At 70.3% G+C, this 25,165-nt stretch carries 25 protein-coding genes and 1 pseudogene; 17 read left to right on the top strand and 9 right to left on the bottom strand.

The features are described 5' to 3' along the window. Positions 1-5 precede the first annotated feature (5 nt). Entirely contained in the window at positions 6-1,793 is a 1,788-nt protein-coding gene (locus Q4V64_RS05630) for a LuxR C-terminal-related transcriptional regulator (RefSeq protein ID WP_124436576.1), read from the bottom strand. A 96-nt stretch (positions 1,794-1,889) separates the two neighbouring features. Here Q4V64_RS05630 and Q4V64_RS05635 point away from each other — a divergent pair, with 96 nt between their 5' ends. Continuing rightward, a complete protein-coding gene (locus Q4V64_RS05635) occupies positions 1,890-2,975 on the top strand; it encodes a M12 family metallopeptidase (RefSeq protein ID WP_303709079.1) in 1,086 nt (361 codons plus the stop codon). A 180-nt stretch (positions 2,976-3,155) separates the two neighbouring features. Beyond that, on the top strand, positions 3,156-3,527 hold the full coding sequence (locus Q4V64_RS05640; RefSeq protein ID WP_124436578.1) for a hypothetical protein: 372 nt from the start codon (positions 3,156-3,158) through the stop codon (positions 3,525-3,527). A gap of 3 nt (positions 3,528-3,530) precedes the next feature. On the opposite strand, the gene Q4V64_RS05645 is transcribed toward Q4V64_RS05640, so the two are convergent. From Q4V64_RS05645 to Q4V64_RS05655, 4 genes are all read right to left on the bottom strand, one after another. Next, positions 3,531-4,904, bottom strand: coding sequence for an NtaA/DmoA family FMN-dependent monooxygenase (locus Q4V64_RS05645; protein WP_124436579.1), 1,374 nt, complete (start codon positions 4,902-4,904; stop codon positions 3,531-3,533). A gap of 21 nt (positions 4,905-4,925) precedes the next feature. Further along, the gene (locus tag Q4V64_RS05650) at positions 4,926-6,119 is read right to left on the bottom strand and encodes an LLM class flavin-dependent oxidoreductase (RefSeq protein ID WP_124436580.1); all 1,194 of its coding nucleotides are present in this window, start codon (positions 6,117-6,119) and stop codon (positions 4,926-4,928) included. Between the two features lie 70 nt (positions 6,120-6,189). Further along, positions 6,190-6,303, bottom strand: a complete 114-nt coding sequence (locus Q4V64_RS54760) for a putative leader peptide (RefSeq protein ID WP_348540792.1) — start codon at positions 6,301-6,303, stop codon at positions 6,190-6,192. A 120-nt stretch (positions 6,304-6,423) separates the two neighbouring features. Then, entirely contained in the window at positions 6,424-7,293 is an 870-nt protein-coding gene (locus Q4V64_RS05655; protein WP_124436581.1) for a glutathione S-transferase C-terminal domain-containing protein, read from the bottom strand. Positions 7,294-7,471: 178 nt separating this feature from the next. Here Q4V64_RS05655 and Q4V64_RS05660 point away from each other — a divergent pair, with 178 nt between their 5' ends. From Q4V64_RS05660 to Q4V64_RS05680, 5 genes are all read left to right on the top strand, one after another. Beyond that, positions 7,472-8,248 carry a DinB family protein gene (locus Q4V64_RS05660; protein ID WP_124436582.1) on the top strand — a complete coding sequence of 259 codons (777 nt, stop codon included), beginning with the start codon at positions 7,472-7,474 and terminating at the stop codon, positions 8,246-8,248. A gap of 4 nt (positions 8,249-8,252) precedes the next feature. Further along, positions 8,253-8,540 carry a DUF1905 domain-containing protein gene (locus tag Q4V64_RS05665; protein ID WP_124436583.1) on the top strand — a complete coding sequence of 96 codons (288 nt, stop codon included), beginning with the start codon at positions 8,253-8,255 and terminating at the stop codon, positions 8,538-8,540. A 143-nt stretch (positions 8,541-8,683) separates the two neighbouring features. Continuing rightward, positions 8,684-9,058, top strand: coding sequence for a DUF6629 family protein (locus tag Q4V64_RS05670; RefSeq protein ID WP_124436584.1), 375 nt, complete (start codon positions 8,684-8,686; stop codon positions 9,056-9,058). 89 nt (positions 9,059-9,147) lie between these two features. After that, complete coding sequence (locus Q4V64_RS05675) at positions 9,148-9,846, top strand: TetR/AcrR family transcriptional regulator (protein ID WP_124436585.1); 699 nt, start codon at positions 9,148-9,150, stop codon at positions 9,844-9,846. A gap of 88 nt (positions 9,847-9,934) precedes the next feature. Next, a complete protein-coding gene (locus tag Q4V64_RS05680) occupies positions 9,935-10,672 on the top strand; it encodes an SDR family oxidoreductase (protein WP_124436586.1) in 738 nt (245 codons plus the stop codon). 55 nt (positions 10,673-10,727) lie between these two features. Here the strand turns inward: Q4V64_RS05680 and Q4V64_RS05685 are convergent, their stop codons facing one another. Beyond that, positions 10,728-11,078: a helix-turn-helix domain-containing protein gene (locus Q4V64_RS05685; protein ID WP_124436587.1), complete on the bottom strand. Its 351-nt coding sequence runs from the start codon at positions 11,076-11,078 to the stop codon at positions 10,728-10,730. Between the two features lie 112 nt (positions 11,079-11,190). Here Q4V64_RS05685 and Q4V64_RS05690 point away from each other — a divergent pair, with 112 nt between their 5' ends. Continuing rightward, complete coding sequence (locus tag Q4V64_RS05690) at positions 11,191-11,913, top strand: ANTAR domain-containing protein (protein WP_253266615.1); 723 nt, start codon at positions 11,191-11,193, stop codon at positions 11,911-11,913. A 123-nt stretch (positions 11,914-12,036) separates the two neighbouring features. Then, on the top strand, positions 12,037-13,038 hold the full coding sequence (locus Q4V64_RS05695; protein ID WP_124436642.1) for a glycoside hydrolase family 43 protein: 1,002 nt from the start codon (positions 12,037-12,039) through the stop codon (positions 13,036-13,038). A 69-nt stretch (positions 13,039-13,107) separates the two neighbouring features. Here the strand turns inward: Q4V64_RS05695 and Q4V64_RS05700 are convergent, their stop codons facing one another. Together Q4V64_RS05700 and Q4V64_RS05705 are read right to left on the bottom strand one after the other, a co-directional pair. Then, the gene (locus Q4V64_RS05700) at positions 13,108-13,878 is read right to left on the bottom strand and encodes a FadR/GntR family transcriptional regulator (protein ID WP_253266609.1); all 771 of its coding nucleotides are present in this window, start codon (positions 13,876-13,878) and stop codon (positions 13,108-13,110) included. Continuing rightward, positions 13,875-15,335: an amidase gene (locus tag Q4V64_RS05705; RefSeq protein WP_216377505.1), complete on the bottom strand. Its 1,461-nt coding sequence runs from the start codon at positions 15,333-15,335 to the stop codon at positions 13,875-13,877. The genes Q4V64_RS05700 and Q4V64_RS05705 overlap by 4 nt, the downstream gene beginning before the upstream one ends. A 123-nt stretch (positions 15,336-15,458) precedes the next feature. On the opposite strand from Q4V64_RS05705, the gene Q4V64_RS05710 reads away from it, so the two are divergent. From Q4V64_RS05710 to Q4V64_RS05745, 8 genes are read left to right on the top strand one after another with little or no spacing between them, the layout of a single operon-like run. Next, on the top strand, positions 15,459-16,022 hold the full coding sequence (locus tag Q4V64_RS05710; protein ID WP_253266610.1) for an isocitrate/isopropylmalate family dehydrogenase: 564 nt from the start codon (positions 15,459-15,461) through the stop codon (positions 16,020-16,022). Next, positions 16,019-17,539: an ABC transporter substrate-binding protein gene (locus Q4V64_RS05715; protein WP_124436589.1), complete on the top strand. Its 1,521-nt coding sequence runs from the start codon at positions 16,019-16,021 to the stop codon at positions 17,537-17,539. Before Q4V64_RS05710 ends, Q4V64_RS05715 begins: the two co-directional genes overlap by 4 nt. A 16-nt stretch (positions 17,540-17,555) precedes the next feature. Continuing rightward, a complete protein-coding gene (locus Q4V64_RS05720; RefSeq protein ID WP_124436590.1) occupies positions 17,556-18,506 on the top strand; it encodes an ABC transporter permease in 951 nt (316 codons plus the stop codon). Further along, positions 18,503-19,381: an ABC transporter permease gene (locus Q4V64_RS05725; protein ID WP_216377506.1), complete on the top strand. Its 879-nt coding sequence runs from the start codon at positions 18,503-18,505 to the stop codon at positions 19,379-19,381. The genes Q4V64_RS05720 and Q4V64_RS05725 overlap by 4 nt, the downstream gene beginning before the upstream one ends. Then, the gene (locus Q4V64_RS05730; protein WP_348540793.1) at positions 19,378-20,445 is read left to right on the top strand and encodes an ABC transporter ATP-binding protein; all 1,068 of its coding nucleotides are present in this window, start codon (positions 19,378-19,380) and stop codon (positions 20,443-20,445) included. The genes Q4V64_RS05725 and Q4V64_RS05730 overlap by 4 nt, the downstream gene beginning before the upstream one ends. Next, a complete protein-coding gene (locus tag Q4V64_RS05735; protein ID WP_124436592.1) occupies positions 20,438-21,319 on the top strand; it encodes an ATP-binding cassette domain-containing protein in 882 nt (293 codons plus the stop codon). The genes Q4V64_RS05730 and Q4V64_RS05735 overlap by 8 nt, the downstream gene beginning before the upstream one ends. 2 nt (positions 21,320-21,321) lie before the next feature. Then, positions 21,322-22,806 carry an aldehyde dehydrogenase family protein gene (locus Q4V64_RS05740; RefSeq protein ID WP_172628928.1) on the top strand — a complete coding sequence of 495 codons (1,485 nt, stop codon included), beginning with the start codon at positions 21,322-21,324 and terminating at the stop codon, positions 22,804-22,806. A gap of 5 nt (positions 22,807-22,811) precedes the next feature. Further along, positions 22,812-23,609: an SDR family oxidoreductase gene (locus Q4V64_RS05745; RefSeq protein ID WP_124436593.1), complete on the top strand. Its 798-nt coding sequence runs from the start codon at positions 22,812-22,814 to the stop codon at positions 23,607-23,609. 58 nt (positions 23,610-23,667) lie between these two features. Here the strand turns inward: Q4V64_RS05745 and Q4V64_RS05750 are convergent. Further along, positions 23,668-25,127 (bottom strand): annotated as a pseudogene (locus Q4V64_RS05750) (GH1 family beta-glucosidase). Positions 25,128-25,165: the final 38 nt, after the last annotated feature.

Raw genomic sequence — 25,165 nt, forward strand, 5'->3', positions numbered from 1 at the left:
GCAGTTCAGGCCGACTGCGCTTGCGGCAGTGCCACCAGCCACGGCAGGGCGCCGCGGTCACTCGCGCCGAGCCGGACGTAGGCGCTGTAGAGGTGGTTGCCGACGGTACGGACCGACAGGGTGAGCTTCTCCGCGATCTGCCGGTTGCTGAGGCCGGCCGCCGCGAGGGTGACGATCTGCCGCTGCCGGGCGGTCAGTTCGCCCAGGACCAGCCCGGACAGCGCCGGAGTGCGGGCGCCCTGGCAGCGCCGGGCGAGCGCGACGGCGCGGGTGCGCGAGGTGCGGGCGGCGCGCGGGTCGCGGTGCGCCCGTACGGCCTGGGCGTGCGCCTCGGCCGCGAAGAGCAGGAAGCCGCGCTGCTCCAGCCGTACGGCCGCCCGGTCCAGGTCGGGTCCGTCGCCGCGGGCGAGGGCGTCGGCGTGGGCGGCGAAGACGCCGGTCAGACGGCCGAGGGCCTGCTCGGGTGCGCCGAGGCGGACGGCATCGTAGGGATCGATCGTCTCCACGGCTCCGTCGAGGTCACCGCGGGCGGCCGCCTGCCAGGCCGCCGTCGCATCCCCTAGGCCCTCCTGGGAGAGTTCGCCCGACTGGGCGGCCGCCTGGGCGAGTTCGGCGCGGCAGGACCGGTCGCCGGGCGCGCTCCGCAGCCCCTCCCTCGCCCAGGCGGCCGCCTCCCGCAGCTCCCCCCGCAGCCGCGAGAACCGCGCTCGTACGGCCGCGTAGCCGGCCGGCACCGGTGCGCCCTCCGCCACCAGCCACTCCCCCACGGGCGCGGGAATCGTCCGTACGTCGGCACTGTCGATCCCTCGTGTGAGCGCGGCCGCCTCCGCCTCCAGGGCGGCTGTGCAGCTGTCCGGTGTGCGGGCCAGTCGTTTGGCCCGCAGCCGTCCGGCGGCGGCCCGCAGCACCGGGCCGTGCAGCGGGTGGGCGAGGCGGACGGTGCCGTGGTCGTCGACGTGGACCAGGCCGTCGGCCTCCAGGCGTTCGAGGCTCCGCAGGTCGAGGTCGTCCAGGTGCGGCGGCAGGGGTTCGCCGAAGGCCAGCCGTTCGAGGGTCTCGCGCTCCTTTGGGCAGCCGCGGTCGAGGACGGGCGCGCTCCGCTCGCGTACGGTCGCGGTCATCGGCACCGGGCCGCGCCACGCCCACTCGTCCGTCTCCGGAACCCGGGTGAGCAGCCCGCCCTCGCGCACCGCGCCCACCAGATCGCGCAACAGCCGCAGGTCCCCCTGGCACAGGCGGTACAGCCGGTCGACGGTGAGCGGCTCCAGGCCGCCACCGGCACCCGCCGTCAGCAGCTGGGCCGTCTCCTCCCGGGGCAGCGGCTCCAGGGAGAGGCGCGGCAGCAGCTCCCCGGTCCACAGCCGGGAGATGGCGCCGGGCACGGGGGCGCCGTCCGTGGCCACGACCAGCAGGCGGGTGCGTCCGTGCACGGCGAGCTGGTGGACCAGGCCGGCCGAGGCGTCGTCGAGCAGGTCGGCGTCGTCGACCAGCAACAGCCGGGTGCCGGACAGCAGCTGGACCGCGCGGTGCAGCGAGACGTTCTCGGGAAGGAGGTGGGCGAACGCGGCGAAGGGGATCCGGCGGGTCTCGGGCGTCCCGGCCACCTTGGCGCAGTCGGACCCGCGGACGGCCTCCGTCACGAGGCGGGTCTTGCCGCTGCCGGCCGGGCCCGTCACCACGATGCCGTGGCGTGCGGAGGTCACGGACCGGCGGACCAGTTCCAGTTCGTCGTCCCGGCCGGTGAAGGGCCAGGGCAGCTCCAGGGTCTTCGCGCCCCGTTCCAAAGTCGTCACGAAAGCTAGAGCCGCCGTACTCAAGCCTGATACAGGGTGACTTGAGTAGGCCCCGACTCAGGCGCTGCCTGGACGGTCGACGGCATGCTCATCGTCATGACCGCACGCTACTGCTCCCTCGCGCAGCAGCCCGCCCCCGCTTTCGCGGCCGGGCTGGCCGCCGAGCGGCTCAGTGCGCTCATCGGCGGAAGCCGTATGTGGGTCAACAGCACCGTGCTGCACTACTACTTCTTCGACGACGACACCGACGGCTCGGTCATCGCCGTCCCCGGCACCGGGGCGACCCGGCGGGTGTCGTGGGCCGGGGCCAAGGAACAGCAGGACGTCGTACGCGAGTGCTTCCAGGAGTGGCAGGACCTCGGCATCGGGGTGTCGTTCGCCGAGGTCGGCGACCGTTCGGAGGCCGAACTGCGTATCGGGTTCCAGCTCGGCGACGGCTCCTGGTCGACCGTGGGCAAGGACGCGCTGCGGGTCGGCCTGCACGAGCGCACCATGAACTTCGGCTGGGACCTGACCGCGCCCGGTGAGCGTGGGACGGCACTGCACGAGATCGGGCACGCGCTCGGCATGCTGCACGAGCATCAGAGCCCGTTCGCCGGCATCCACTGGGACGACGAGGCCGTCTACGCCGATCTGGCGGGCCCGCCGAACTTCTGGAACCGGGACCGGACGTTCTTCAACATCCTGCGCAAGCTCGACCGCGACGAGGTCAACGGTTCCGTCTGGGATCCGCACTCGATCATGCAGTACCCCTTCTCGTCGGGGCTGATCCTGGAGCCGGAACAGTACCGCGCGGGTCTGCACCCGCCGGGCACGCTCTCGGCCGCCGACAAGGAGTTCGTCCTGCGCTGGTACCCGCCGGCCGTTCCGCCGCGGCCGCCGGCGCTGGTGCCCTTCCGGTCGGCACCGCTCGGCCTCGGCCCGGGCGAACAGGCCGACTTCGTCGTCGAGCCGCCGGAGACCCGCGAGTACACCGTGGGCACGTTCGGCGACAGCGACACGGTCGTCGTGGTCTTCGAGGAACGAGACGGCGAGCCCCGCTACCTCACCGGCCAGGACGACGGGGGAACACCGCGCAACGCCACGATCAAGGCCCATCTCGTCAAGGGCCGCCGCTACTTCGTCCGTGTGCGCCTGTACTCCGGCTGGGGTTCGGGGGAAACAGCCGTCATGTGCTGGTGACAGCACGAGCAGGCCGCACACGGACGATGCTCGACCACTGTCCGGCGCCGGGGGAAGCGGTCGCGGACGTCACCTTCGGGGGAGGGTGACGTCCGCGGCCACGCCATGCCGTGCCGGGCCGTCGTACGGCAGGTAGTCTCACCGCCCGTGGGTCGTCGGCGAGTTGGCGGGAGACAGCGCGTGATCACGGGATATGTCATCGGCGAGAGCCTCCGGGTCGGAGCGGAGTTCCAGCCGCGTGGGCTGCGGCTGCGCAAGGTCGGCCGGGTCGATGTCTCGGCGAGCGCGGCCGACGGGCAGCCCCGGGCGTGGACGTTCGTCGAGTGGGAGACCGACGGCGACGACGTCGACGGACTCGCCCGGGCGTTCGCCGACGCGCTGGAGCCCGAGAACGGCTGGTATGCCGACTTCACCGCCGGGGACGAGTGCGTGGTCGTCTTCGCCGGCAAAGTCTTCCGTTATCGGCGCGGCGACGCGGCCGGCCGTGCCGAGGCGATCGCGTACGGGCGGTCGGTGGGGACGCCCGAGGGTCAGCTCGACTGGGCGGAGTGACGGTCACGACGCCACGCGTGCGCTCCCTGAGTCGTCCGGGTGGGCGAGGCCGAGGTGGTCGCGCAGGGTCGGGCCCTCGTACTCCGTGCGGAACACGCCCTGTTCCTGGAGCAGCGGGACGACCGTGTCGGCGAAGGCGTCGAGGCCGCCGGGGGTGATGTGCGGGACGAGGATGAAGCCGTCGCTGGCGTCGGCCTGGACGAAGTCGTTGAGGGTCCGGGCGATCGTCTCCGGCGAGCCGACGAAGTTCTGCCGGTTGCCGGTGTTGATGACCAGGTCGCGGATCGACCAGTTGTTGGCGGCCGCGAGTTCGCGCCATGCGCGGGCGGTGGCCAGCGGATCGCGGTACATGCGGACCTGGGCGCGGCCGCGGGCGATGTGGTGCTCGCCGACGTCGGGGTCGATGTCGGGAAGCGGGCCGTCGGGGTCGTACGCCGACAGGTCCCGGTTCCAGACGAATTCGAGGTGCTTGATGGCGGTGGCCCCGCTGACCTGCTGCCGGCGCACCTGCTTGGCCAGTTCCTCCGCCTCGGCGTCGGTGTCGCCGAGCACGAAGGTCGCGGCGGGCAGGATCTTGAGCTGGTCGTGGCCGCGGCCGTACTTGGCCAGGCGGTTCTTGACGTCGGTGTAGAAGGCCTGTCCCTCTTGAAGGGTGGCGTACCGGCTGAAGATCGCGTCGGCGTCGGAGGCGGCGAACTCGCGGCCCTCCTCGGAGTCGCCGGCCTGGAAGATCACCGGTCGGCCCTGCGGGGAGCGCGGCACGTTGAACTGGCCGTGGATGTCGAAGTGCTGCCCGGTGTGCACGAAGGCGCCGGCCTTCGCCTCGCGCAGGAAGGTGCCACTCGCCGGGTCGGCGACGATCTCGTCAACCTGCCAGGAGTCGAAGAGTTCGTTCGCGGTGGCCAGGAACTCCTTGGCGCGGGAGTAGCGCTCCTGCTGCGGCAGGAAGCCGCCGCGGCGGAAGTTCTCGCCGGTGAAGGCGTCCCAGGAGGTGACGACGTTCCAGGCGGAGCGGCCGCCGGAGAGGTGGTCCAGGCTCGCGAACTGGCGGGCGACCTCGTAGGGCTCGTTGAACGTGGAGTTGATGGTGCCGGTCAGGCCGAGGTGCTCGGTGACGGCGGCGAGCGCGGCCAGGACGGTGAAGGTGTCGGGGCGGCCGACGACGTCCAGGTCGTAGATCGTCCCGCCCTGTTCGCGCAGCCTGAGTCCCTCGGCCAGGAACAGGAAGTCGAACTTGGCGCGTTCGGCGGTGCGCGCGAAGTGGGCGAAGGAGCTGAACTCGATGTGGCTGCCCGCCTTGGGGTCGCTCCAGACGGTGGTGTTGTTGACGCCGGGGAAGTGGGCGGCCAGGTGGATCTGCTTCAGGGGCTTGGACATCGGTCGGGGGATCCTTCCGGCTCAGGCAGTGGCAGCGGCGTAGCGGTTGGCGGGGCGGGCCAGGCCCAGCAGACCGCGCAGGGTGCCGGCCTCGTAGGCGCGGCGGAAGACGCCACGGCGCTGGAGTTCGGGGACCAGCCCCCGGGTGATCGCCGGCAAGTCGTGGCCCAGGACGGCCGGGCGGAGCCGGAAGCCGGTGAGTCCGGCCGCCCGCAACTCTTCCAGCAGGTCGGCCAGTTGGGCGGGCGTGCCGGTGAAGACGCGGGCATCGCTGGTGTACGGCTCTCCCGCGAGGGTGTCGAGACGCTCCCGGCGGGCTGCCGCCGCGGCGGGGTCGTCGTCGAGGAAGACCACCAGGTCACCGAAGATGTGCAGGGACTCGCCGGCCCGGCCGGCCGCTTCCTGTTCGGCGCGGATCTCCGCGACGGTCGCGCGGGCCTGGCCGGCGTCGTGCGGGGTGACGTACCCGATGTCGGCCTGACGGGCCACCAGCCGGTACGGGACGCTCTGGTGGGCGAGGGCGGTGACGACCGGCTGGCCCTGCGGCGGGCGAGGGGTGATGGAGGGGCCCTTGACGCTGAAGTGCCTGCCCTGGAAGTCGATGTAGTGCAGCTTGTCGCGGTCGATGAAACGGCCGGTGGCCACGTCCCGGATCTCCGCGTCGTCCTCCCAGCTGTCCCACAGCCGGCGCACGACCTCCACGTAGTCGGCGGCCTCCTCGAAGAGGTCGGTCACCACGGGGCTCTCGTACCTGTCGATGCGCGCGATCGCGCGGCGGCCGAAGTGCGCGGCCTCGTTCGGGCGCGCGGTGATCTGCACTCGCAGGCCCGCCCGGCCGGTGCTGACGTAGTCCAGGGTGGCAATGGCCTTGGAGATATGGAACGGCTCCGTGTGAGTGACCACCGTGGTCGGGACCAGGCCTATATGCCGGGTCAGCGGGGCGATGCGGGCGGCGACGAGGACGGCGTCGAGGCGGCCGCGGACCTGGTCGGTGCGGCCGTCGAGGTCGAGGAAGTGGGAGGACTGCAGGCCGAGGCCGTCCTCGAAGGTCACGAAATCGAGCAGGCCGCGCTCGGCCTCGGCGACCAGATCGGCCCAGTAGCCGGCGGTGAACACCTCCCGGGGACGGGCAACCGCCTCGCGCCAGGAGGCCGGATGCCAGCCGGTGCCGTCCAGGGCGACGGCGAGGTGCAGCGCAGGGGATGAAGGGGACACGAAGGGATGCCTTCCTGAAAGTCCGTACGAGAAGCCCTCACACGGGAGGGCACGGCGGCGGGCGAGGGGATCAGGAACAGCAACAGAGCGCGCCGGCCACGCGCTGGAGGTCGATGTGCGGCCGGGAGTGCAGGCGGACGCGGCGGCGCGGGTTGAGGACACGGGGGTGTGACGTGCGGGGCATGTCCTCCACCTCCGTCCGGGGCACCGGGGTCGTCGTGCACATCTCGTGTCTCGTCGTCAGTCACAACGGCCCGGCCGTGCGGGATGTTCCAGGCCGTGTGATCTGTTCCGACGGAACCGACTAGGCCCTCCGGCCGACGTGGCCCGCCCAGTCGAGGATCTGCACGGCGGCTCCGGCGGCCTCCAGCCCCTGGCAGTGGGCGTGATGCCGTCGGGCGATGCCGTCGAGGTCGAGGTGGGTGCCGAAGGCGGGGTGGGCGGCCAGGCGGCGGGCGTACGCCCACAGGACGGGGTGGCCGGCGATGCGGTGCACCGCTGCGGCGTCCAGGTGGTGGCGGTGCACCGTGTCGAGCCGCACCAGAGCGACCCACAACTCGATGTCGGCGGCGGTGGGTTGATCGCCGAGTACGTAGGCGTGGGGGGCCAGCCGGCGCTCCAGTCGGCCCAGCGCGTCGAACAGCGAACCGAGCGCCGCCGCCCGCTCCCCCGCGTCGCCGTCGGCCCGTCCGGCGTGCTGCGCGGCCGCCTCGATGCCCTGGGCACACAACCGCTCGACGGCTTCGATCTCGCCCTCCATGCCGCACGGGTGGAGCGCCGGCCGCCCGCCGCCGAAGTGCCGGGCCAGGTCGCGGATGATGTCCGGGGCGTGGGTGCTGACGATCCGCCCCGACCAGTCGTCGCTGAGCACCGGCGCCGCGGCCGCGCCGGTGTACCGGTGCGCGCTCGCGTCGTACAGCGGACGCAGCGCGGAATGACCGCCGTCCGGACAGTCGGGCACGGCGTCCAGGAACGTCACCGGACAGATGTCGTCGAGGCCGAGCAGGCCGTGGGCGACGGCGATACGGAGGCCGTCGGGACACGCGGTCGACAGATGGAGACGGTAGCGGCGCGGCACGGCGTAGTGCCCGCTGCGCGCGTCCCGGCCGAGGCGGCCCCGGAACGTGGGGGCGGGCTGCGCGGACGGGACGACGGCGAAGCGTGTGACGGACATAGGTCTCCCCGGGAGTAGGCGCGGGTTTTCCTATCGGATCACTAGGATTCCCCTCCGGAGTCTCGATCCACCTCTGAGTGACGTCAAGAGGGTGTCCACACCACGGAATCGCACCGGCACGCGACCGGCCCGCCATCACGTGGTCCGGCGGCAGCGCGGCAGCCGTAGTCTGACCGCCATGAGCGACGGTGACTTTGCCGACCTGCGCGGCAGGGAGTTCGAGCGCGCGGACATGACGGGGGCGCGGTTCACCACGGTGAGCCTCAACGGGGCGACGCTGCGGGCATGTGAGCTCAACCAGGTCGTCATGCGCGGCGTCGAGATGGTCGACACCCGCATCGACGGCGAGATCCAGGGCCTCGTCGTCAACGGGGTCGACATCGCCCCGCTGGTGGAGGCCGAGCTGGATCGCCGGCACCCTGACCGTCCCAAGTTCCGGCCGACCACGCCGGAGGGGTTCCGGGAGGCCTGGGACCTCAACGAGCGGCTGTGGGCGGCGACCCTCGCACGGGCGCGCCGGCTGCCCCCGCAGACGCTGCACGAATCGGTCGACGGCGAGTGGTCGTTCATCCAGACCCTGCGCCACCTCGCGTTCGCCACCGAGTCGTGGGTCGGCCGCTGCGTCCTGGGCGATCCCCGCCCGTGGCACCCGTTGTCCCTGCCCTGGGACCAGATGAGCCCTCGGCCGGGAGTGCCGCACGACCGGAACGCGCGCCCGTCGCTCGACGAGGCGCTCGCCCTGCGGCGGGAGGCGATGGCGATGATGCGGCGGGTGGTCGACGACCTGACCGAAGAGCAGCTCGACAGCCGGACCGAGCCGCTCGTGGGTCCCGGCTGGCCGGACGAGGGCGACACCTTCCCCGTCCACAAATGCCTGCTGATCGTCCTCAACGAGGAGTGGTGGCACCGCATGTACGCCGAACGTGATCTGGCCGCCCTCGAGGAACGGGACTGACCCCATGCGACTCGCCTTCAGCGGCCGGGTGATCGAATGGCGTGGGCCGGCGCCGTACTACTTCGTCCCCGTGCCGGAGCAGGAGTCCGCCGACATCCACGAGGTGGCGGCGATGGCCACGTACGGCTGGGGCGTGATCCCGGTCGAGGTCCGGATAGGCGAGGTCGCCTTCGAGACGTCGCTCTTCCCCAAGGACGGCGGCTACCTGCTGCCGCTCAAGAACGCTGTGCGCAAGCCGCAGGGTCTCTCGGAAGGTGACGACGTGACCGTGGAGATGACCATCCGCCTCTAGTGACGGGGCACTGGCTCCTGCGCGGGCAGGACCAGCCGTGGGAGGGCTCGGCCGTCGTGTCACCCGGATCGTCGGCGGAGCCGGACGTAGCTTGGTCTGCGGCGTAGGCGGATACACACGACGGCGAACCCCATGGTGGCGTGATGTGTTGGAGTGCGACGGCCGACCTGGTGGCGGGCACCGCTGTCGCGGGCGTGGGGGTGGCGTGCGTGGCGCGGGTGCGCTGGAGCCGGGATCTGCCGCTCGCCGCGCTGCCGCTGCTGCTCGGTGCCCATCAGATCGTCGAGTCGGCCGTCTGGGAATCGGGTGGGGGCAGAGGACCTGCCACCACCCTCTGGGCCGTCATCGCACTGCCACTACTCGCCGTGGGGGCGTTGATCTGCTGGGCTCTGTGGCGGCTGGAGTTCGTCTCGACCTGGTGCGCGTTCGCGGCCATCTGCTCGGTGGTGCTGTTCCGGTGGGTCCGCGCGCGGCCGCCCTCCGAGACGACGGTGCGCGACCCGGCCGCGCGGCACTGAGCGCTTCACGAGGGCTTCACGAGCGCTGTCGAATCATCGATAACAGATTTCCGTTGGCATCGATACGCTCTCGTGTTATCGTCGGTTACATGGAAACCAGATCACTGATAATCGAAGCGACGGCCGGGCTGCTGGCCCAGTCACCGAGCGGCGACGTGTCCACGCGCGCCGTGTGCGAGGCGGCCGGCGTACAGCAGCCCGTGCTGTATCGGTTGTTCGGCGACAAGGACGGCCTGCTCGCGGCGACGGTCGACCACGTCTGGGACCAGTACTTGGCAGGCAAGCGGGCCGCCGAAAAGTCCGAGGATCCGCTACAGGACCTGCGGGCGGGCTGGGACAGCCACACGGCGTTCGCGCTGGCTCACCCCAACGCCTACAAGTTGATGTTCGCCCCGGCGCTGCGCTCCGTGCCCGAGGCGGCGGAGGAAGCGCTGCGCATCCTCCGCGAGGTCCTCGAGCGTCTCGCCGCGCAGGGTCGTCTCCGGGTGACGCCGGAGGTGGCCGCGAACATGGTCATGACGGCGAACACCGGCGTCGCGCTCGCGCTGGTCACCCGTCCGACGCTGTATCCGGACCCGGGCCTGTCCGTCCTGGTGCGCGACGCGATCCACCAGGCCATCCTGCTCGAGCCCCGTGCGGGCACGACAGCGGGCGACGTGCGGGCGGCTGCCGCCGCCACCTTGCTCTCTTCCCTGGACGAGCTCACCCCGCAGCCCTTCACATCCGCCGAGTCGGCTCTGCTCGGGCAGTGGCTGGCGCAGATCCCGGCGTCCGGATCGTCCGCCTGAAGATCTCTCACTTCAACGGGCCCGGCAACCGGCCCCCCTCATCCGACTCACCATCTCGCCCACCATCTGACTGACCGAAGGAATCATCATGACGAACAACACCACGCGCGTCGCCCTGGTCACCGGCGGCTCCGGCGGCATAGGCCGGGCGGTTGTCGAGCGGCTGGCGAAGGACGGCATCGCCGTCGGCGTGCACTACGCCGGCAACAAGGCCAGGGCCGAGGAGACGGTCGCCGCGGTCACCGCGGCCGGCGGCAGGGCCATCGCGGTGGGCGGCGACATCGCCGACGAGAGCGCGATGTCGGCCGCGTTCGACGCGGTGGAGCGTGAGTTCGGCGGCATCGATGTGGTCGTCAACACGGCGGGCATCATGCTCCTGTCCCCCATCGCGACGTTGAACCTGGACGACCTGGACCGGATGTACCGCACCAATGTCCGCGGCGCCTTCGTGGTCTCCCAGCAGGCGGCGCGGCGGGTGCGCGGCGGCGGCGCGATCATCCACTTCTCGACCTCGGTCACCCGCCTGCAGTTCCCGACCTACGGCGGTTACACGGCCGGCAAGGCCGCGGTCGAGGTGATGACGCCGGTGCTCGCCCGTGAACTGCGCGGCAAGGACATCACCGTCAACGCCGTGGCCCCCGGCCCCACCGCCACGCCCCTGTTCCTGGAGGGCAAGGACCAGGCCACGATCGACCACTTGTCCCAGGCCGCACCGCTCGAGCGCCTCGGCACCCCCGAGGACATCGCCGAGGCGGTCGCCTTCCTCGCCGGCCCGGCCCGCTGGATCAACGGCCAGATCCTCTTCGCCAACGGCGGCCTTGCCTGACGCTCTCACCGGCCCGCGCCGCGCTTCGGGACGCCCTCGATGATCGGGAAGCGCCCTAGCCGGGCCGGTTCCCGTCGGCACCGACGCGACTGTGAGCCGTGCGATCCGCCTCGTCCTGCACCAGCAGGGAGAGCAGGGAGGCCACGCTGAGGCCGGCTTCGGCGGGGTGGCGCAGGACCTTGCCGGGCTCGATCCGGTAGGTGTTGCCGCGGCCCTCCCTGGTGTGTGACAGGTAGCCGGCCTGCTCCAGGTCGGAAATGATCTTCTGGACGGCACGCTCCGTGAGCCGGCAATGCGCGGCGATGTCCCGGATGCGCGCGTTCGGATCGTCGGCGATGACGGCCAGCACGCGCGCGTGGTTGGTAATGAACGTCCAGCCAGTGTGCGGCTCAGGCACTACACCCATGCGCGCATCATACGCTTAGGATTTCACGCAGACCAATACCGGAAATTCTTTTCGTGTATCTGTTGACGTGTCGCTTGTGTTGGCGTGAGTTTGGGAGAGGCAAGTGGACGAGATGTCGTGGGAGGGCGTCATGCCGCAGTCGGCGTACTCTGCGCACTCCGGGTCTGGGGGTGGCGACGCCTGTGCGGGATCGGTCGACCGTACCGGAGCACCTCGAGCCTCCGAGGTGACGGCCCTCGTCGACCAGGAGGGCGACCGTATGGTCGTGACCGTATGGGGCGAACTCGGTCTTCAAGCGGAGCCTTGGTTGCGGCACGCCTTGCGCTCGGCACTCGCCGACTCGGCCCGGGGCATCGACCTGGACCTCAGCGGGGTCGAGTTCTGCGACTGCTCCACCCTCAACGTCCTGCTGGGCATTCGGCAGCAGGCCCTGGAAGAGTCCAAGACCGTCATCCTCCGTGCCGCCGGGCCCGTTGTCGAGCGGGTACTCGAACTCGCCGACGCCCGTTCCCTGTTCACCGCTTCCGACGCGGACGATCAGGGGCACGGGAGCGACCCGCGCATAGAGCTGGTGCAGTTGCGACGAGCGATGCAGACCCGGCCGACGATCGACCTGGCCCGCGGCATCCTGATGGCGAGCTTCGGCCTCAGCCCGGAGGACGCCTGGACCACCCTGGTCAGGACCTCCCAGAACACCAATATCAAGGTGCACCACCTGGCCCGGGATCTGGTGGGCACGGTCAGGGGGGACTCACTGCCGGAGCCGGTGCAGAAGCAACTGGCCGCCGCGGTCGCGACACTCACACACCCGACGGCCGCCCCGGACGACGAGTGACACCGCCGGCCGGAGAGCCACGGCAACCCGAGCGAGTCAGTGCGTCATCCGCGTCGACTTCCGCCGACACGGCGTCAACGTACTCTTCGACCGTATTCTTCAACCGTGGCTGAGACCGAACCGATGCGGCTTCCCGACATGCCGCTCCACGATCCGTTCATCGTCGCCGACAAGAAGACCCGCGCCTACCACCTCTACACGTCCAACGACCCTTCCGTGTCGGGGGTGGACGGCACCGGCACGATGGTCTACCGCAGCCACGACCTGCGCGACTGGACGCGCCCCGTCGTGGTCTTCCTGGCCGCCGAGCAGAAGGAAATCTGGGCGACCGACGGCGGATGGGCACCGGAGGTGCACGAATGGGGCGGCAAGTACTACCTGTTCACCACGCTGCACCACCAGGACAAGCCGCTTCCGGTAGCCCCACCCGACCAATGGGGCACGCCGTTCCAGATCCCGAACCACATGCGCGGCACCGTCACCGCCGTGTCCGACTCGCTGCTGGGTCCCTTCACCGTCCTCGACCCCTCACGCCCCGCCCCGCCCGAGCACCTCATGACCCTCGACGGCACGCTCTACGTCGACCCGTCCGGGCAGCCCTGGATGGTGTACGCGCACGAGTGGCTGCAGACCATCGACGGAACCATGGAAGCGATCCGGCTGGCTCCGGACCTGTCCCGGGCGATCGGGGATCCGATCTTCCTGTTCAAGGCCTCGGACGCGTCCTGGATCAGCGAGCAGATCCCCAGCGGCGTACCGCACCAGCTCGCGCCCTGTGTCACCGACGGCCCGCAGCTGTACCGCACCCCGGACGGGTCCCTGCTCATGCTGTGGTCGACCTACGAAAAGAACCGGGCCGGCCAGGACGGCACCATCGGCGGCGGCTATGTGCAGACCTATGCCGTCTCGAAGTCCGGCGACATCACAGGGCCGTGGCAGCAGCACCGGCCGCTGGTCCGGGACGACAGCGGTCACGGCATGCTGTTCCACACCTTCGAGGGGCAGCTGATGATGGTCCTCCACCGCCCCTTCAGCAACGCGCGGGGGAAGCTCTACGAGATGCAGCTCCTCGATCACGAGCTACGGGTGCTCCGCCGGCGCACCGACCTCGATGGGGGCGGATGACGCCGCCCGTTCCGAACGGCACAGGCTCGTCCGCGCCCGGCCGCGGCGCGCGGTCACCATGGTGGAGGTTCAGGTCTCCTCGTCGTCCACGAGCGCGAGCAGTGGTCCCTGCTCGTTCTCGGGGACGTAGCCGACGTAGTAGTCGTAAAGGTCGCGCCGCGAGATGCGTGCTGCCGCCAGGCCGTCCTGTGCCCGGATCGCCTCAAGCACCTCCTTGTGGTGGTGAAGCGACTCCCGCATGAGCGCTGTGCTGTGGGGTGCGTGGGCGAGCTTGTCCGAGATCAGCGAGAGGACAGCACCCCGGACCACCAGGTTGCAGACCTCGATGAGGGAGTTGCGGCTGGCCTGGGCCACCACCTCATGGAATGCGACATCTGCCTTGCTGAACTCCTCGTACCCTGCCTCGATCGCGTCCGACATGACGGCAAGCGTCCGTTCCATGGCAGACAGCTCCTCCTCGGACCGCAGTCGAGCCGCCAGCAAGCTCGCCGACCCTTCGAGGATCATGCGGAACGAGATCAACTCGGCCATCGACACGTTGTCGAACTGGACGAGCCGGGTCATCTCCTTGGTCAGGCCGGCCGACGAGAACGGCAGGATCTCCGGGCCGTTCGGGTCACCCTGGCGCGAGCGGACGAGGCCATTGCTCTCCAGCACGCGCAAGGCCTCCCGCACCGTGGGTCGGCTCGCCCCGAACTGCGCCACCAGCTCTCGCTCGCTCGGCAGCCGTTGCCCCGGCTTCAGGTCACCTCGCGCTATCGCCTGCTCGATCTGCTCGACGATGCGCTGATAGAGCCGTACCGGCGGCGATACCTGCCGGAACTGTGCCCCGTCACTCACGGCTTCTCCCCTTCGAGTGTGGTCCATGCCGTCTTCTCCCCGGTGGGCGCCCCGGGGGCGCTGTCCGGCCAGCGCGGGACCGCCTCGGCGGGCCGGTTCCGTTCGTACCACGCCGCCGCCCTCAGGACGCCGAGATCGTCGAAGCGGCGGCCCGCGATCTGCACCCCGATGGGCCGGCGGTCCGCCGTAAAGCCGCAGTTGACGGTCGCCGCGGGCTGCCCCGACATGTTGTACGGCGCGGTGAAGCCGATGTGGTACATCGTCTTCCCGTCCCCCATGAACGGCATCGGCTGCTCAGCGGGAAACGCCGCCACCGGAGCTACCGGCGAGAGCACCAGATCGTACGGGACCGTCGCCGCCACGGTCTGCGCCTGGATGCGCATGATCTGCTGATAGCACTGGAGTACTTTCGTGCCCGGCACGTCCGCGCCCCCCTGACACCATCGGATGATATGGGGGTGGACACGAAGCCCGGCCTCGGGCGCCAGTTCGCGGAAGTCGTTCCAGGACCGCACCCGCCAGAACAGATCCAGGTCGTCCAGGAGATCTTGGCTCATGAACGGCTCGACCGGTTCCACGACGGCTCCCGCCGCTTCGAAGAGCGCGGCGGCACGGTTCACCGCGGCGAGGATCTCGGCGTCGCACGGCTCCCCGCAGCCGGCGTCCAGGTGCACCCCCACCCGCAGTCCGCGTACCTCGCCGTCCAGCGCCGACCAGTCGATGTCCTGCGGCGGCAGGCTTGACCAGTCCCGGGGATCCGGTCGGCTCAGGACACGCATGAACAGGGCGGCGTCCGCCACGGTGCGCGTCATGGGGCCGGCGCTGCGCCCCAGGTAAGGGGCGTCCAGCGGGATCCTCCCGTAACTGGGCTTGAGCGTGGCGAGGCCCAGCCAGGTGCCCGGCAGCCGGATCGATCCCCCGATGTCCGTGCCGACGTGGAGCGGACCGTATCCCCCGGCGGCCGCGGCCCCCGCACCTGAGCTGGAACCGCCCGTGGTCCAGGCGGTGTTCCAGGGACTGCGCGAAATGCCGTGCCGACTGGAGACCCCCGAGGAGAGCATGCCCCAGTCCGGCATCACGGTGGACCCGAGAATCACCCCACCGGATTCGAGGACGCGCGCGGTGATGGGCGCGTCCTCCCCGGGGACGACCGGCTCGGTCCCCGCGTTGCCCGAGGGCATGGGGACGCCCCTGCGGGCGACGTTCTCCTTCAGCGTCACGGGCACGCCGTCGATGAGCCCGAGCGGTTCCCCCGCCGCCCATCGGGCCTCGCTGGCCAGGGCTGCCTTGCGGGACTGGTCCGGATCCCGCACCCAGAACGCGTTGAGCACGCTCTCGCGCGCTTCGATCACCGACTGGACGGCGTCGTGGACCTGGACCGGCGACAACGTTCGATCAGCGAATTCGGCCACCATCTCGACGGCCGGCATGGCGGCCAAGCCCTGTTCCGTGGGCACCCGCACCCTCCTTCGCTCGCGATGTCCGGGGCATGCGCACCCTTGACAAGAACAGCTTCAGTCGTCACGGTACCTGTCAAGTCAGCTTACTGGTCAGGCCAGTTAGAGCGAAAGGTGGCGCCCATGACGCGGGACACCGACGGCCACCGGCTCGACGTGACCTCGCACGAACTCGTGTGGTTCCCGGTCATCGGCTTACGACGACAACTCGACCTCGCCGTGGACCTCCGCCCACTGCGCGCGTTCCCCGGAGTTCCCACCAAGGTGCGCGACACCGATGGCGTGGACCTGGTGATCGTCCGCGAGAACACCGAGGGCGAGTACGTCGGCGGCGGCGGGGTTTCGCGCGCCGACAGGGGGCACGATCTCGGCATCGAGATCGCCGTGTACTCCCGTCGCGTCATCGAGCGGGCGGCGCACCACGCCTTCGCCCTGGCCGGCCGTCGGTCGGGGTATCTGTGCCTGGTGACCAAGTCCAACGCGATGCGATACGGCCATCCGCTGTGGGACCGGGTGGTGCGCGAGGTCGGCGAGCACCACCCGGAGGTCCGGCCGGAAACCGTGCTGGTCGACGCCATGGCTGCGGCACCCAGGCGCCACACGGCCGACCTCGGCGGCAACGCCACCACAGCGGAGGTGGCAACAGCCGTCCTGCAGACGATGGAAAGCCAGGGGTACAACACATGAGACACAACAGGCGGCTGACGCGGCACACCAGGACGGTCGCAGCCACGCTCGCATGCCTGCTGCTGGCATCCTGCTCGGCCGGCTCCTTGGCAACCGGCAGTGCCGGGAATTCCAGGAACACCCTGACGATCGGCCTCGCCGCCGAGCCGGCCAACCTCGACTTCACCAAGACCGAAGGCGCCGCCATTCCGCAGGCACTGCTCTACAACGTCTACGAGAACCTGGTGAAGCTGGACCAGTCCGCGAGGATACGGCCCGGTCTGGCCAGGTCGTGGAGCCTGTCCAAGGACCGCAAGACGTACACGTTCCAGCTGGTGAAGGACGCCAGGTTCAGCAATGGCGCACCGTTCACGGCCGAGGACGCCAAGTTCTCCATCGAACGCGTCACGTCCGACTGGACGCTGGTGCAGAAGTCGCAGATGGACGTCGTCGACACAGTGCGGGCGGTGTCGCCGGCCGAGCTGAAGGTCACCCTGAAAAGGCCGAGCAACGACTGGCTGTACCGGATGACCACCCGCGTCGGCGCGATGTTCAGCCGGACCGGCGTGAGCAAGCTGGCCACCGAGCCGGTGGGCACCGGCCCGTATGTGGTGAAGAGGTGGAACCGCGGCGACTCCATCACGCTGTCCCGTCGTGATGGCTACTGGGGACGCGAACCGCACTTCGCGTCGGTCGTCCTCAAGTACTTCAAGGATCCGACGGCCATGAACAACGCGCTGCTCACGGGCACCATCGACGTGATCGGCGCGATGCAGACCCCGGATTCTCTGTACCGGTTCGAGAACAACCCGAAGTACAAGGTCATCGAGGGCACGACCAACGGCGAGGTGGTCCTCTCCCTCAACAACGGCTCGGGGCCGCTGCGAAATCCGAAGGCCCGCCAGGCAGTTCGCTACGCCATCGACCACAAAGCCCTTGTGGACACCTGCTGGGGAGGCCGCGGCAAGCTCATCGGCAGCATGGTCCCTCCGACCGACCCGTGGTACCAGAACCTCACGAACATGTATCCATATGACCGCGGCAAAGCCAGAAAGCTCCTCGAGGAGTCCGGCCAGGCCGGCCGTACGCTGCGGCTGCGGCTCCCGACGCTGCCTTATGCCACCGCGTGCGGCACCGTGGTCAAGAGCCAGCTGGAACAGGCCGGGTTCAAGGTGAAGCTCGATCAGTTGGAGTTCCCCGCCGCCTGGCTGACCACCGTGTTCAAGAACGCCGACTACGACATGTCCATCATCGGCCATGTGGAGCCCCGCGACATGCAGGCGGTGTTCGGGAACAAGACCTCCTACACCCGCTACGACAACCCCGAATTCCGCGCGTTGCTGAAGAAGGCGGACCAGGGCACGCAGGAGGAGCAGATCATCTCCTTGCGGGCGGCTGCCCGGCTTCTGTCCAAGGACGCCGCGGCCGACTGGCTGTTCCTCCTGCCGAACCTGATGGTGGCGGACAAGGACGTCACCGGCCTGCCCGTGAACAACGTCTCCGAGTCACTGGATCTCACCGGCCTGGGCCGGTCATGAAAGGCGGCGTCAACCCATGATCGTCCGTCTGGTACAGCGGATCGCGATCCTCCTGGCCAGCCTTGTCGTGAGCTCCGTGCTGGTGTTCGCCTTCATGGCGGTGCTGCCAGGGGATCCGGCCCGCGTCGTCCTCGGCACCAGCGCGTCGGACGCGGCGGTGGCGCAACTGCGCGGGGAATTCGGGCTCGACCGGCCGCTCGTGGACCAGTACCTCAGCTGGGTTCACGGACTGGTGACCTTCGACCCGGGGAACTCCTACATCTCGCACACGCCGATCGGCCCGCAGATCGCCGACCGTCTCCAGGTCACCCTGTGGCTCGTCGGCACGGGGATGGTGGTCGCCTGCATTCTGGCGTTCCCCCTGGGCATCCTCATGGCTGTGCGGCACCGCAGGCCGTCCGGGCTCATTCTGTCGGCCCTGTCCCAAGTCGGCGTAGCGGTCCCGGCTTTTCTCGCGGGCATCCTCATGATCACCGTGTTCGCGGTGGAGTTCGGGTGGCTGCCGGCGAACGGCTGGACACCCCCGGTGGAGGATCCGGTCCTGTTCCTCAAACAGCTGCTGCTGCCCGCGCTGTCCCTCGGAGTGGTGCAGGGCGCCGTGCTCACCCGCTATGTCCGCAGCGCCGTGCTCGACGTCCTCCGGGAGGACTACCTGCGCACAGCTCGCGCCAAAGGCCTTCGCCCGACGCGGGCGCTGTTGCGGCACGGCCTGCGGAACGCGGCGGTGCCCGTGGTCACCGTCCTGGCGTTGCAGCTCGCCACGCTGCTGGTGGGCTCCGTCGTCATCGAACGGGTCTTCGTCATCCCCGGGCTCGGAAGCCTGCTGCTGGACAGCGTCTCCAACCGGGACCTCGTCGTGGTGCAGGACGTGGTCGTGATCATCGCAATGGCGGTGCTGCTCGTGAACTTCCTGGTGGACATGGTCTATCTGCTGATCGACCCGCGGCTGAGGGTGGGTGCGTCATGAGTGTTCTGGACACGGAAACCGCTGTCGCGTCGGCGGTGCCTGAGGACCGTCGGCGGCGCCGCCCGATGCCGGGCAGCCTCCTGGTGGGCGGCCTCATCGTCTCGCTCGTGTTCGGCATGGCGCTGCTGTCCTTCGTGTGGACCCCGCACGACCCGACCCTGGTGGACGCCTCGGTACGGCTGGAGAAGCCGTCGCTGGAGTACTGGTTCGGCACGGACAAGTTCGGCCGCGACGTGTTCAGCCAGATCCTGATGGGCTCCCGCACCACGCTGTTCGTCGGCTTCGTGGCGGTGGGGGTCGCCGCCCTGGTCGGAGTGCCCCTCGGCATCGTCGCCGGGATGGCGCCCCGCTGGTTCGGGGAGCTGCTGATGCGCGGCAACGACCTCGTTCTCGCCTTTCCGGCGCTCCTGTTGACCATCATGTTCTCCGCCGTGTACGGCGCCGGCACGCTGGTCGCGATGGTCGCCATCGGCATCGCGTCCATCCCTCATTTCGCCCGGCTGATCCGCGGCGGCACGCTGCAGGTCATGGAGACCGAGTACGTCCTCGCCGCGCGCGCGGCGGGCCGCGGGCCGTTCTCGATCGCTCTGCGGCACGTCCTGCCCAACGTCAGCAGTCTCGTCATCGTGCAGGCGTCGGTCGGTTTCGCCATCGCCGTACTCGCCGAAGCCGCGCTGTCCTTCCTGGGCTTCGGGACCCCGCCCCCCACACCGTCCTGGGGCCGGATGCTGCAGGAGAGCCAGGAAATGCTGTCCATCGCCCCCCGGCTCGCCGTGTTTCCGGGCATCGCGATCGCGGTGGTGGTGCTCGGATTCAATCTGCTCGGTGACGGCCTACGCGACCGTTTCGACCCAAAGTTGGAGGACCGCCGATGACCCAGGCACCTGAGAGGGCACCGGCCTCCAGGCCGGGCTCCCCCGGCTCCCCCGACGACGTGTTGGCCGTGCGGAATCTGGACGTCGCGGTGGGCGGCCGCAAGCTGGTCGAAGACATCGACTTCACCATCCGGGCCGGCGAGCGGGTCGGCCTCATCGGTGAATCGGGGTCGGGCAAGTCGCTGACCGCGCTGAGCGTCATGGGCCTGCTTCCCGAGGATCTCCGGGCCACGGGGTCGGTACGGCTCGCCGGAGTCGAACACGACCTGGTGGGTGCCGACGAGGCGCGGATGTCCCGGGTGCGGGGCAAGGAGATCGCCATGGTCTTCCAGGAGCCCATGACCGCTCTGAACCCCACGATGAAGGTCGGGCGGCAGATCGCCGAGGTGCTGCTGATCCACCGGAGCAGACCCGACCGCGCGTCCGCCCGAGCCGCCGCCGTGGAACTCCTCGCCCAGGTGGGGCTTCCCGATCCCGCGGCCGCGGCCGACGCCTATCCGCACCAGTTCTCCGGAGGCCAGCGGCAGCGGGTCGTGCTGGCCATCGCCCTCGCGAACGACCCCGCGCTCCTGGTGTGCGACGAACCCACCACCGCGCTCGACGTCACGGTGCAGGCACGGGTGCTCGACCTGATCGTGCGGGGTGTTCAGGACCGCAGGTCGGCCATGCTCTTCATCACCCACGACCTGGCCGTGGTGGCCACCGTCTGCGAGCGGGTCATGGTCATGTACGGCGGGCGGGTGGTCGAGTCCGGCCCGGTACGGGAGGTGTTCACGCGCCCTCGGCACCGCTACACCCAGGGCCTGATCGGCGCGTCGGATCTGACCGTGGTCGACGAACGCGGTCGGCTGGTCACGATCGGCGGGTCGGTTCCGCCGGCGGGCCGGTTCCCCGCCGGATGCGTCTTCAGAAACAGGTGCGCTCAGGCGACCGAGATGTGCGCCACCAGGCCGGAATGGGTCCCGACCGGGCCGGACTCCGGCCATGCCTGCTTCCACCCCGTGTCCGAGACCGGCGCACAGGAAACCGGCGTACCCACGAACCAGGAGGCCGGCCTTGGCTGAGCAGCCGACCAGCGCGCCCCTGGCACCCGGGTCGCAGACCGCCCCCGTGGACGCCATCAGCGTCCGCGACGTCACGCGCGACTACCGGCGGCCTCGTACCTCGCTGCGCCACCCCAGCCCGCCGGTGCACGCCCTGCGCGGTGTCAGTTTCGCCATCCCCCAGGGGCAACGGTTCGGCATCGTGGGCGAGTCGGGGTGCGGGAAGTCGACCCTGCTGCGGATTCTGGCCGGGCTCGACCGCCCCACCAGCGGCAGCGTCGCGATCGACGGCCGGGACATCACCGGTCTCAGGGAGAGACAGCTCCGGTTCGTCCGCGAGCGGCTCCAACTCGTGTTCCAGGACCCGATGAGTGCCCTGGACCCGCGCATGCGCGTCGGCGACATCGTGGCCGAGCCGCTCGTCGCGCAGGGGCACCGGAACCGCAAGGAGCGGGTGGCCGAATTGCTCGAGGCCGTCGGCCTGCGCGCCGACGCGGTGGACCGGTATCCGCACCAGTTCTCCGGCGGCCAGCGGCAGCGCATCTCCATCGCCCGCGCTCTCGCCCCCCGCCCGAAGATCATCGTGGCCGACGAGCCGGTGAGCGCCCTGGACGTGTCCGTACGGGCCCAAGTGCTCAACCTCATCGCCGACGTCGTAGACGAGTTGTCCCTCACCCTGGTCTTCGTCTCCCACGACCTGTCCGTGGTCCGTCATGTATGCGGCCGGGTCGCGGTCATGCATGACGGGCAGATCGTGGAGACCGGGCCCACGGAGCAGGTGTACGAGGAACCGCAACATCCCTACACGCGCAGGCTGATCGCCGCCGTTCCGACTCTGAGCAAGGCACTGTCCGGAGTGTCGGCGGCCGACCTCAACCGGGAGTACCAACCTTGACCATGCATGAACACGCCAGCGGTGACAGCCCCGTGAGGAGGGAGTTTCCCGAGGGTCTTCCCATCGGCGACACCTGGGTGGAGGCACCCGCCGCCGAGGACGTCCGCTTCCCCTACGACGGGACGCTCGTCGCGCGGGCGCCGGTCGGGGACGCCGACCTCGCACGCCAGGCGGTGGACGCGGCCGTCGCGGTCCGCGAGCGGGTCGGCCGACTTCCGTCGCACACGCGCAGGGCGGCGCTGCTCGCCACGCACGAGGCGATCGCCTCCCGACGCGCGGACTTCGAACGGCTCCTGGTCCTGGAGACCGGCAAGCCGCTGGTCGACTGCCGTGTCGAGGTGGATCGCACCCTGCTGACGCTGCTGACGGCGGCCGAGGAAGTGGCCCGGCTGCACGGGGAGACGGTGCCGCTGGACCTGCTGCCGTCGGGTGAGGGGCTGCTCGGCTTCTGGACCCGCAAGCCGATCGGCGTGGTGGTGGGCATCGCGGGCTTCAACTACCCGCTGCTGCTCGCCGCGCACAAGCTCGCGCCGTCGCTGGCCGCCGGCTGCCCGGTCATCGCCAAGCCCGCCCCGCAAACGCCGCTGGCCACCCTGTGGCTGGTGCACCTCCTCCGCGAGGCGCTTCGCGTCGGCGGCGCGCCGGAGGCCGCGGTGCAACTGGTGACCGGAGGCCCCGAGGTGGGCGTGGCGCTGACCACCGACCGCCGGATCGGGGCGGTGTCCTTCACCGGTTCCGCCGCCGTGGGACACCAGATCGCCCGGGACGCGGCACCCACCAAAGTGCTGCTCGAACTCGGCTCCAACGCCGCCTTGGTGGTGGCCGCCGACGCCGACCTCGACGCCGCCGCCGACGCGGTGGTGCGCGGCGGGTACTACGCGTCGGGCCAGGCATGCATCAGTGTGCAGCGGGTCATCGTGGTGGACGCCGTGCGCAAGGAGTTCGTGGCCCGCTTGACGGAGCGAGTGTCCCAAGTGGTCGTGGGCGATCCCCGCGATCCGGCGACGAGAGTCTCGGCACTCATCGACAAGCGGTCGACCGAGCGGGTGTGCGCGTGGCTGGAAGAGGCGGTGGAGGCGGGGGCGTCACTGGCGGCCGGAGGCAGGGTCACCGACGGGGTGATGGAGCCCGCTGTGCTGCTCGACGTGGACCGCGGCCTGCCCCTCTGGGACGAGGAAGTCTTCGGCCCCGTGGTCGCGGTACGGTCCGTCCCCGATCTGGAGACGGCCTTCGACCTGGTCAACGAATCGCGCTACGGACTGCACGCGAGCGTCTACACCAGCGCCCTCGACACGGCGTTCGCCGCTCTCGACCGCCTGGAGGTGGGCGGAGTGGTCGTCAATGAGGTTCCCGGCTTCCGTTCCGACGTCATGCCGTACGGCGGCGTGAAGGACTCCGGGGCAGGAAGGGAGGGCCCGAGGTTCGCCATCGAAGAACTCACCGTGACCCGTATGGCAGTGATCCGTCCGACGACAACGAAGCCGTGAGGACCATGCAAGCAGAGAACCGCACCTATGCAGTGGACACGTACTCACGCCTGTTCAGGCTCGACGGCCGCAGGGCTGTCGTGGTGGGCGCGGGCAGCGGCATCGGCCGCGAGAGCGCGCTGGCCCTCGCCGCGCACGGCGCCACGGTGGTGTGCGCCGACCGTGACCTGACGGCGGCCACGGCCACGGCGTCGATGGGGCCGGGCCTTTCGGCGTACGCCCTCGACGTGCTCGACGGCGAGGCGGTCGCGCGTGCCGCCGAGGAACTCGGACCCGTCGACGTGCTCGTCTTCACCGCCGCGACGAACGTACGCAAGTCCTTGCTCGACTACACGACGGAGGAATTCGAGCGGGTCGTGGCACTCAATCTGCGCGCCTCCTTCGACCTGGTGCGAGCGTTCGGCCGTGGCATGGCCGAACGCGGCAGCGGAAGCATCATCGGCTTCAGTTCGATTCGCGCGGTGGCCGTCGAGCCGGGACAGGGGGTGTACGCGGCCACGAAGGCCGGCCTCGTCCAGCTGCTGCGGACCGCGGCGGCCGAGCTGGGCCCGTCGGGTGTGCGGGTGAACACCGTCGCCCCGGGCGTCGTGGAGACACCGCTCACCGCGCAGATCAGGGCCGTGCCGGAATGGTCGGAGGCCTATGCGGCCAAGAGCGCCCTTGGCCGCTGGTCCCGGCCCGACGAGCTGGCCGGCGCCGTCGTCTACCTCGCCTCGGACGCGTCGTCCTTCGTCACGGGGAGCCAGCTTTTCGTGGACGGAGGCTGGACGGCGATCGACGGACGCTATACGCCGCCCAACTGACCGGAGGTCGGGCGGTCCGGAGCAGCCCTCCCCGGCCCCATCTCCGTCACACGCGAGCTCACCGGTTCTCGCCGTCCCGGTCCGGCAACGTGCCGGTGCGGGCCACGTCGGCGTACCACCGCGCGCTGGCCTTGGGGATGCGCTTGCCGGTCGGATAGTCGACGTAGACGGCACCAAAGCGCTTGCTGTAGCCGTAGCCCCACTCGAAGTTGTCCAGCAGGGACCACAGGAAGTAGCCCCGCACGTCGACACCGGCCACGATCGCCCGCTGCACGGCCGACAGGTGGCCGTGCAGGTAGGCGATGCGGTCAGGGTCGGCCACCTCGCCCTCCGGGTTGACGTAGTCGTCGAACGCGGCCCCGTTCTCGGTGATCATCAGAGGCATCGCGGGGAAGTCCGCCTTGAGTCGCACCAGCAGGTCGTACAGACCGCTGGGGTCGACCGCCCAGCCCATCGCGGTGGTACTGCCCGGAGGACGGTGGAAGGCGACGCTGTCGGCGCCGGGCCAGGGACTGTGCTCGCTCATCCCGTGGCCGTCGGCGCCGTGGCCGGCCTCGCCGGTGGCGGCGGAAACGAGTGTGGGTGTGTAGTAGTTGACGCCCAGGAAGTCCAGCGGCTGGTGGATCGTGGCGGTGTCGCCGTCCCGTACGAAGGACCAGTCGGTCAGGCTCGTCGTGTCCTGGAGGAGATCCTGGGGGTACTGGCCCTCCAGCACAGGGCCGGTGAAGATCCGGTTGGCCAGTGCGTCGATCCGCCGGGCCGCGTCGAGGTCCTCGGCCGCCTCGGTCAGCGCGCGGACGTGGTGGATGTTGAGCGTGATGGACGCCTGCGCCCGGGCGGGCAGTTCGGCGCGCAGCGCCTGAACGGCCTTGCCGTGGGCGAGGTTGAGGTGGTGCGCCGCGCGCAGGGCCGCGACCGGGTCGGTGCGCCCGGGCGCGTGGACACCCGAGCCGTATCCGAGGAAGGCGCTGCACCAGGGCTCGTTGAGGGTGATCCAGGTCTTCACCCGGTCCCCCAGCGCACGGGCCGCCAGCGTCGCGTAGTCGGCGAACCGGTCGGCGGTGGCGCGCTCCGGCCAGCCTCCGGCGTCCTCCAGCTCCTGGGGCAGGTCCCAGTGGTAGAGGGTGACCACCGGTTCGATGCCCTTCTCCAGCAGTGCGTCGGTCAGGGCGCGGTAGAAGTCGAGCCCCTTCTCGACGGCCGGGCCGCGGCCGGTCGGCTGCACACGCGGCCACGACAGGGAGAACCGGTAGGCGCTGACGCCCAGGTCGGCCATGATCGCGACGTCCTCGCGCCAGCGATGGTAGTGGTCGGTGGCGACGTCACCGGTGTCGCCGTTGCGCACCCTGCCGGGCGTGTGCGAGAGGTGTCCCAGATCGAAGGCGTGCGTCCGTCCACGGAGGCGGCACCCTCGATCTGGTACGCGGCGGTCGCCGTGCCCCAGGTGAATCCCTGCGGGAACGTGATGCCGGTGGTGTTCTCCGGGGCGGGCGCGACACGTCGGGCAGCGGTGGTCACGTGGGTCCTTCCAGATGCAACTGCGGGGCGGGAGCGGC

The sequence above is a fragment of the Streptomyces sp. NL15-2K genome, from assembly GCF_030551255.1.
Classification (GTDB): Bacteria; Actinomycetota; Actinomycetes; order Streptomycetales; family Streptomycetaceae; genus Streptomyces.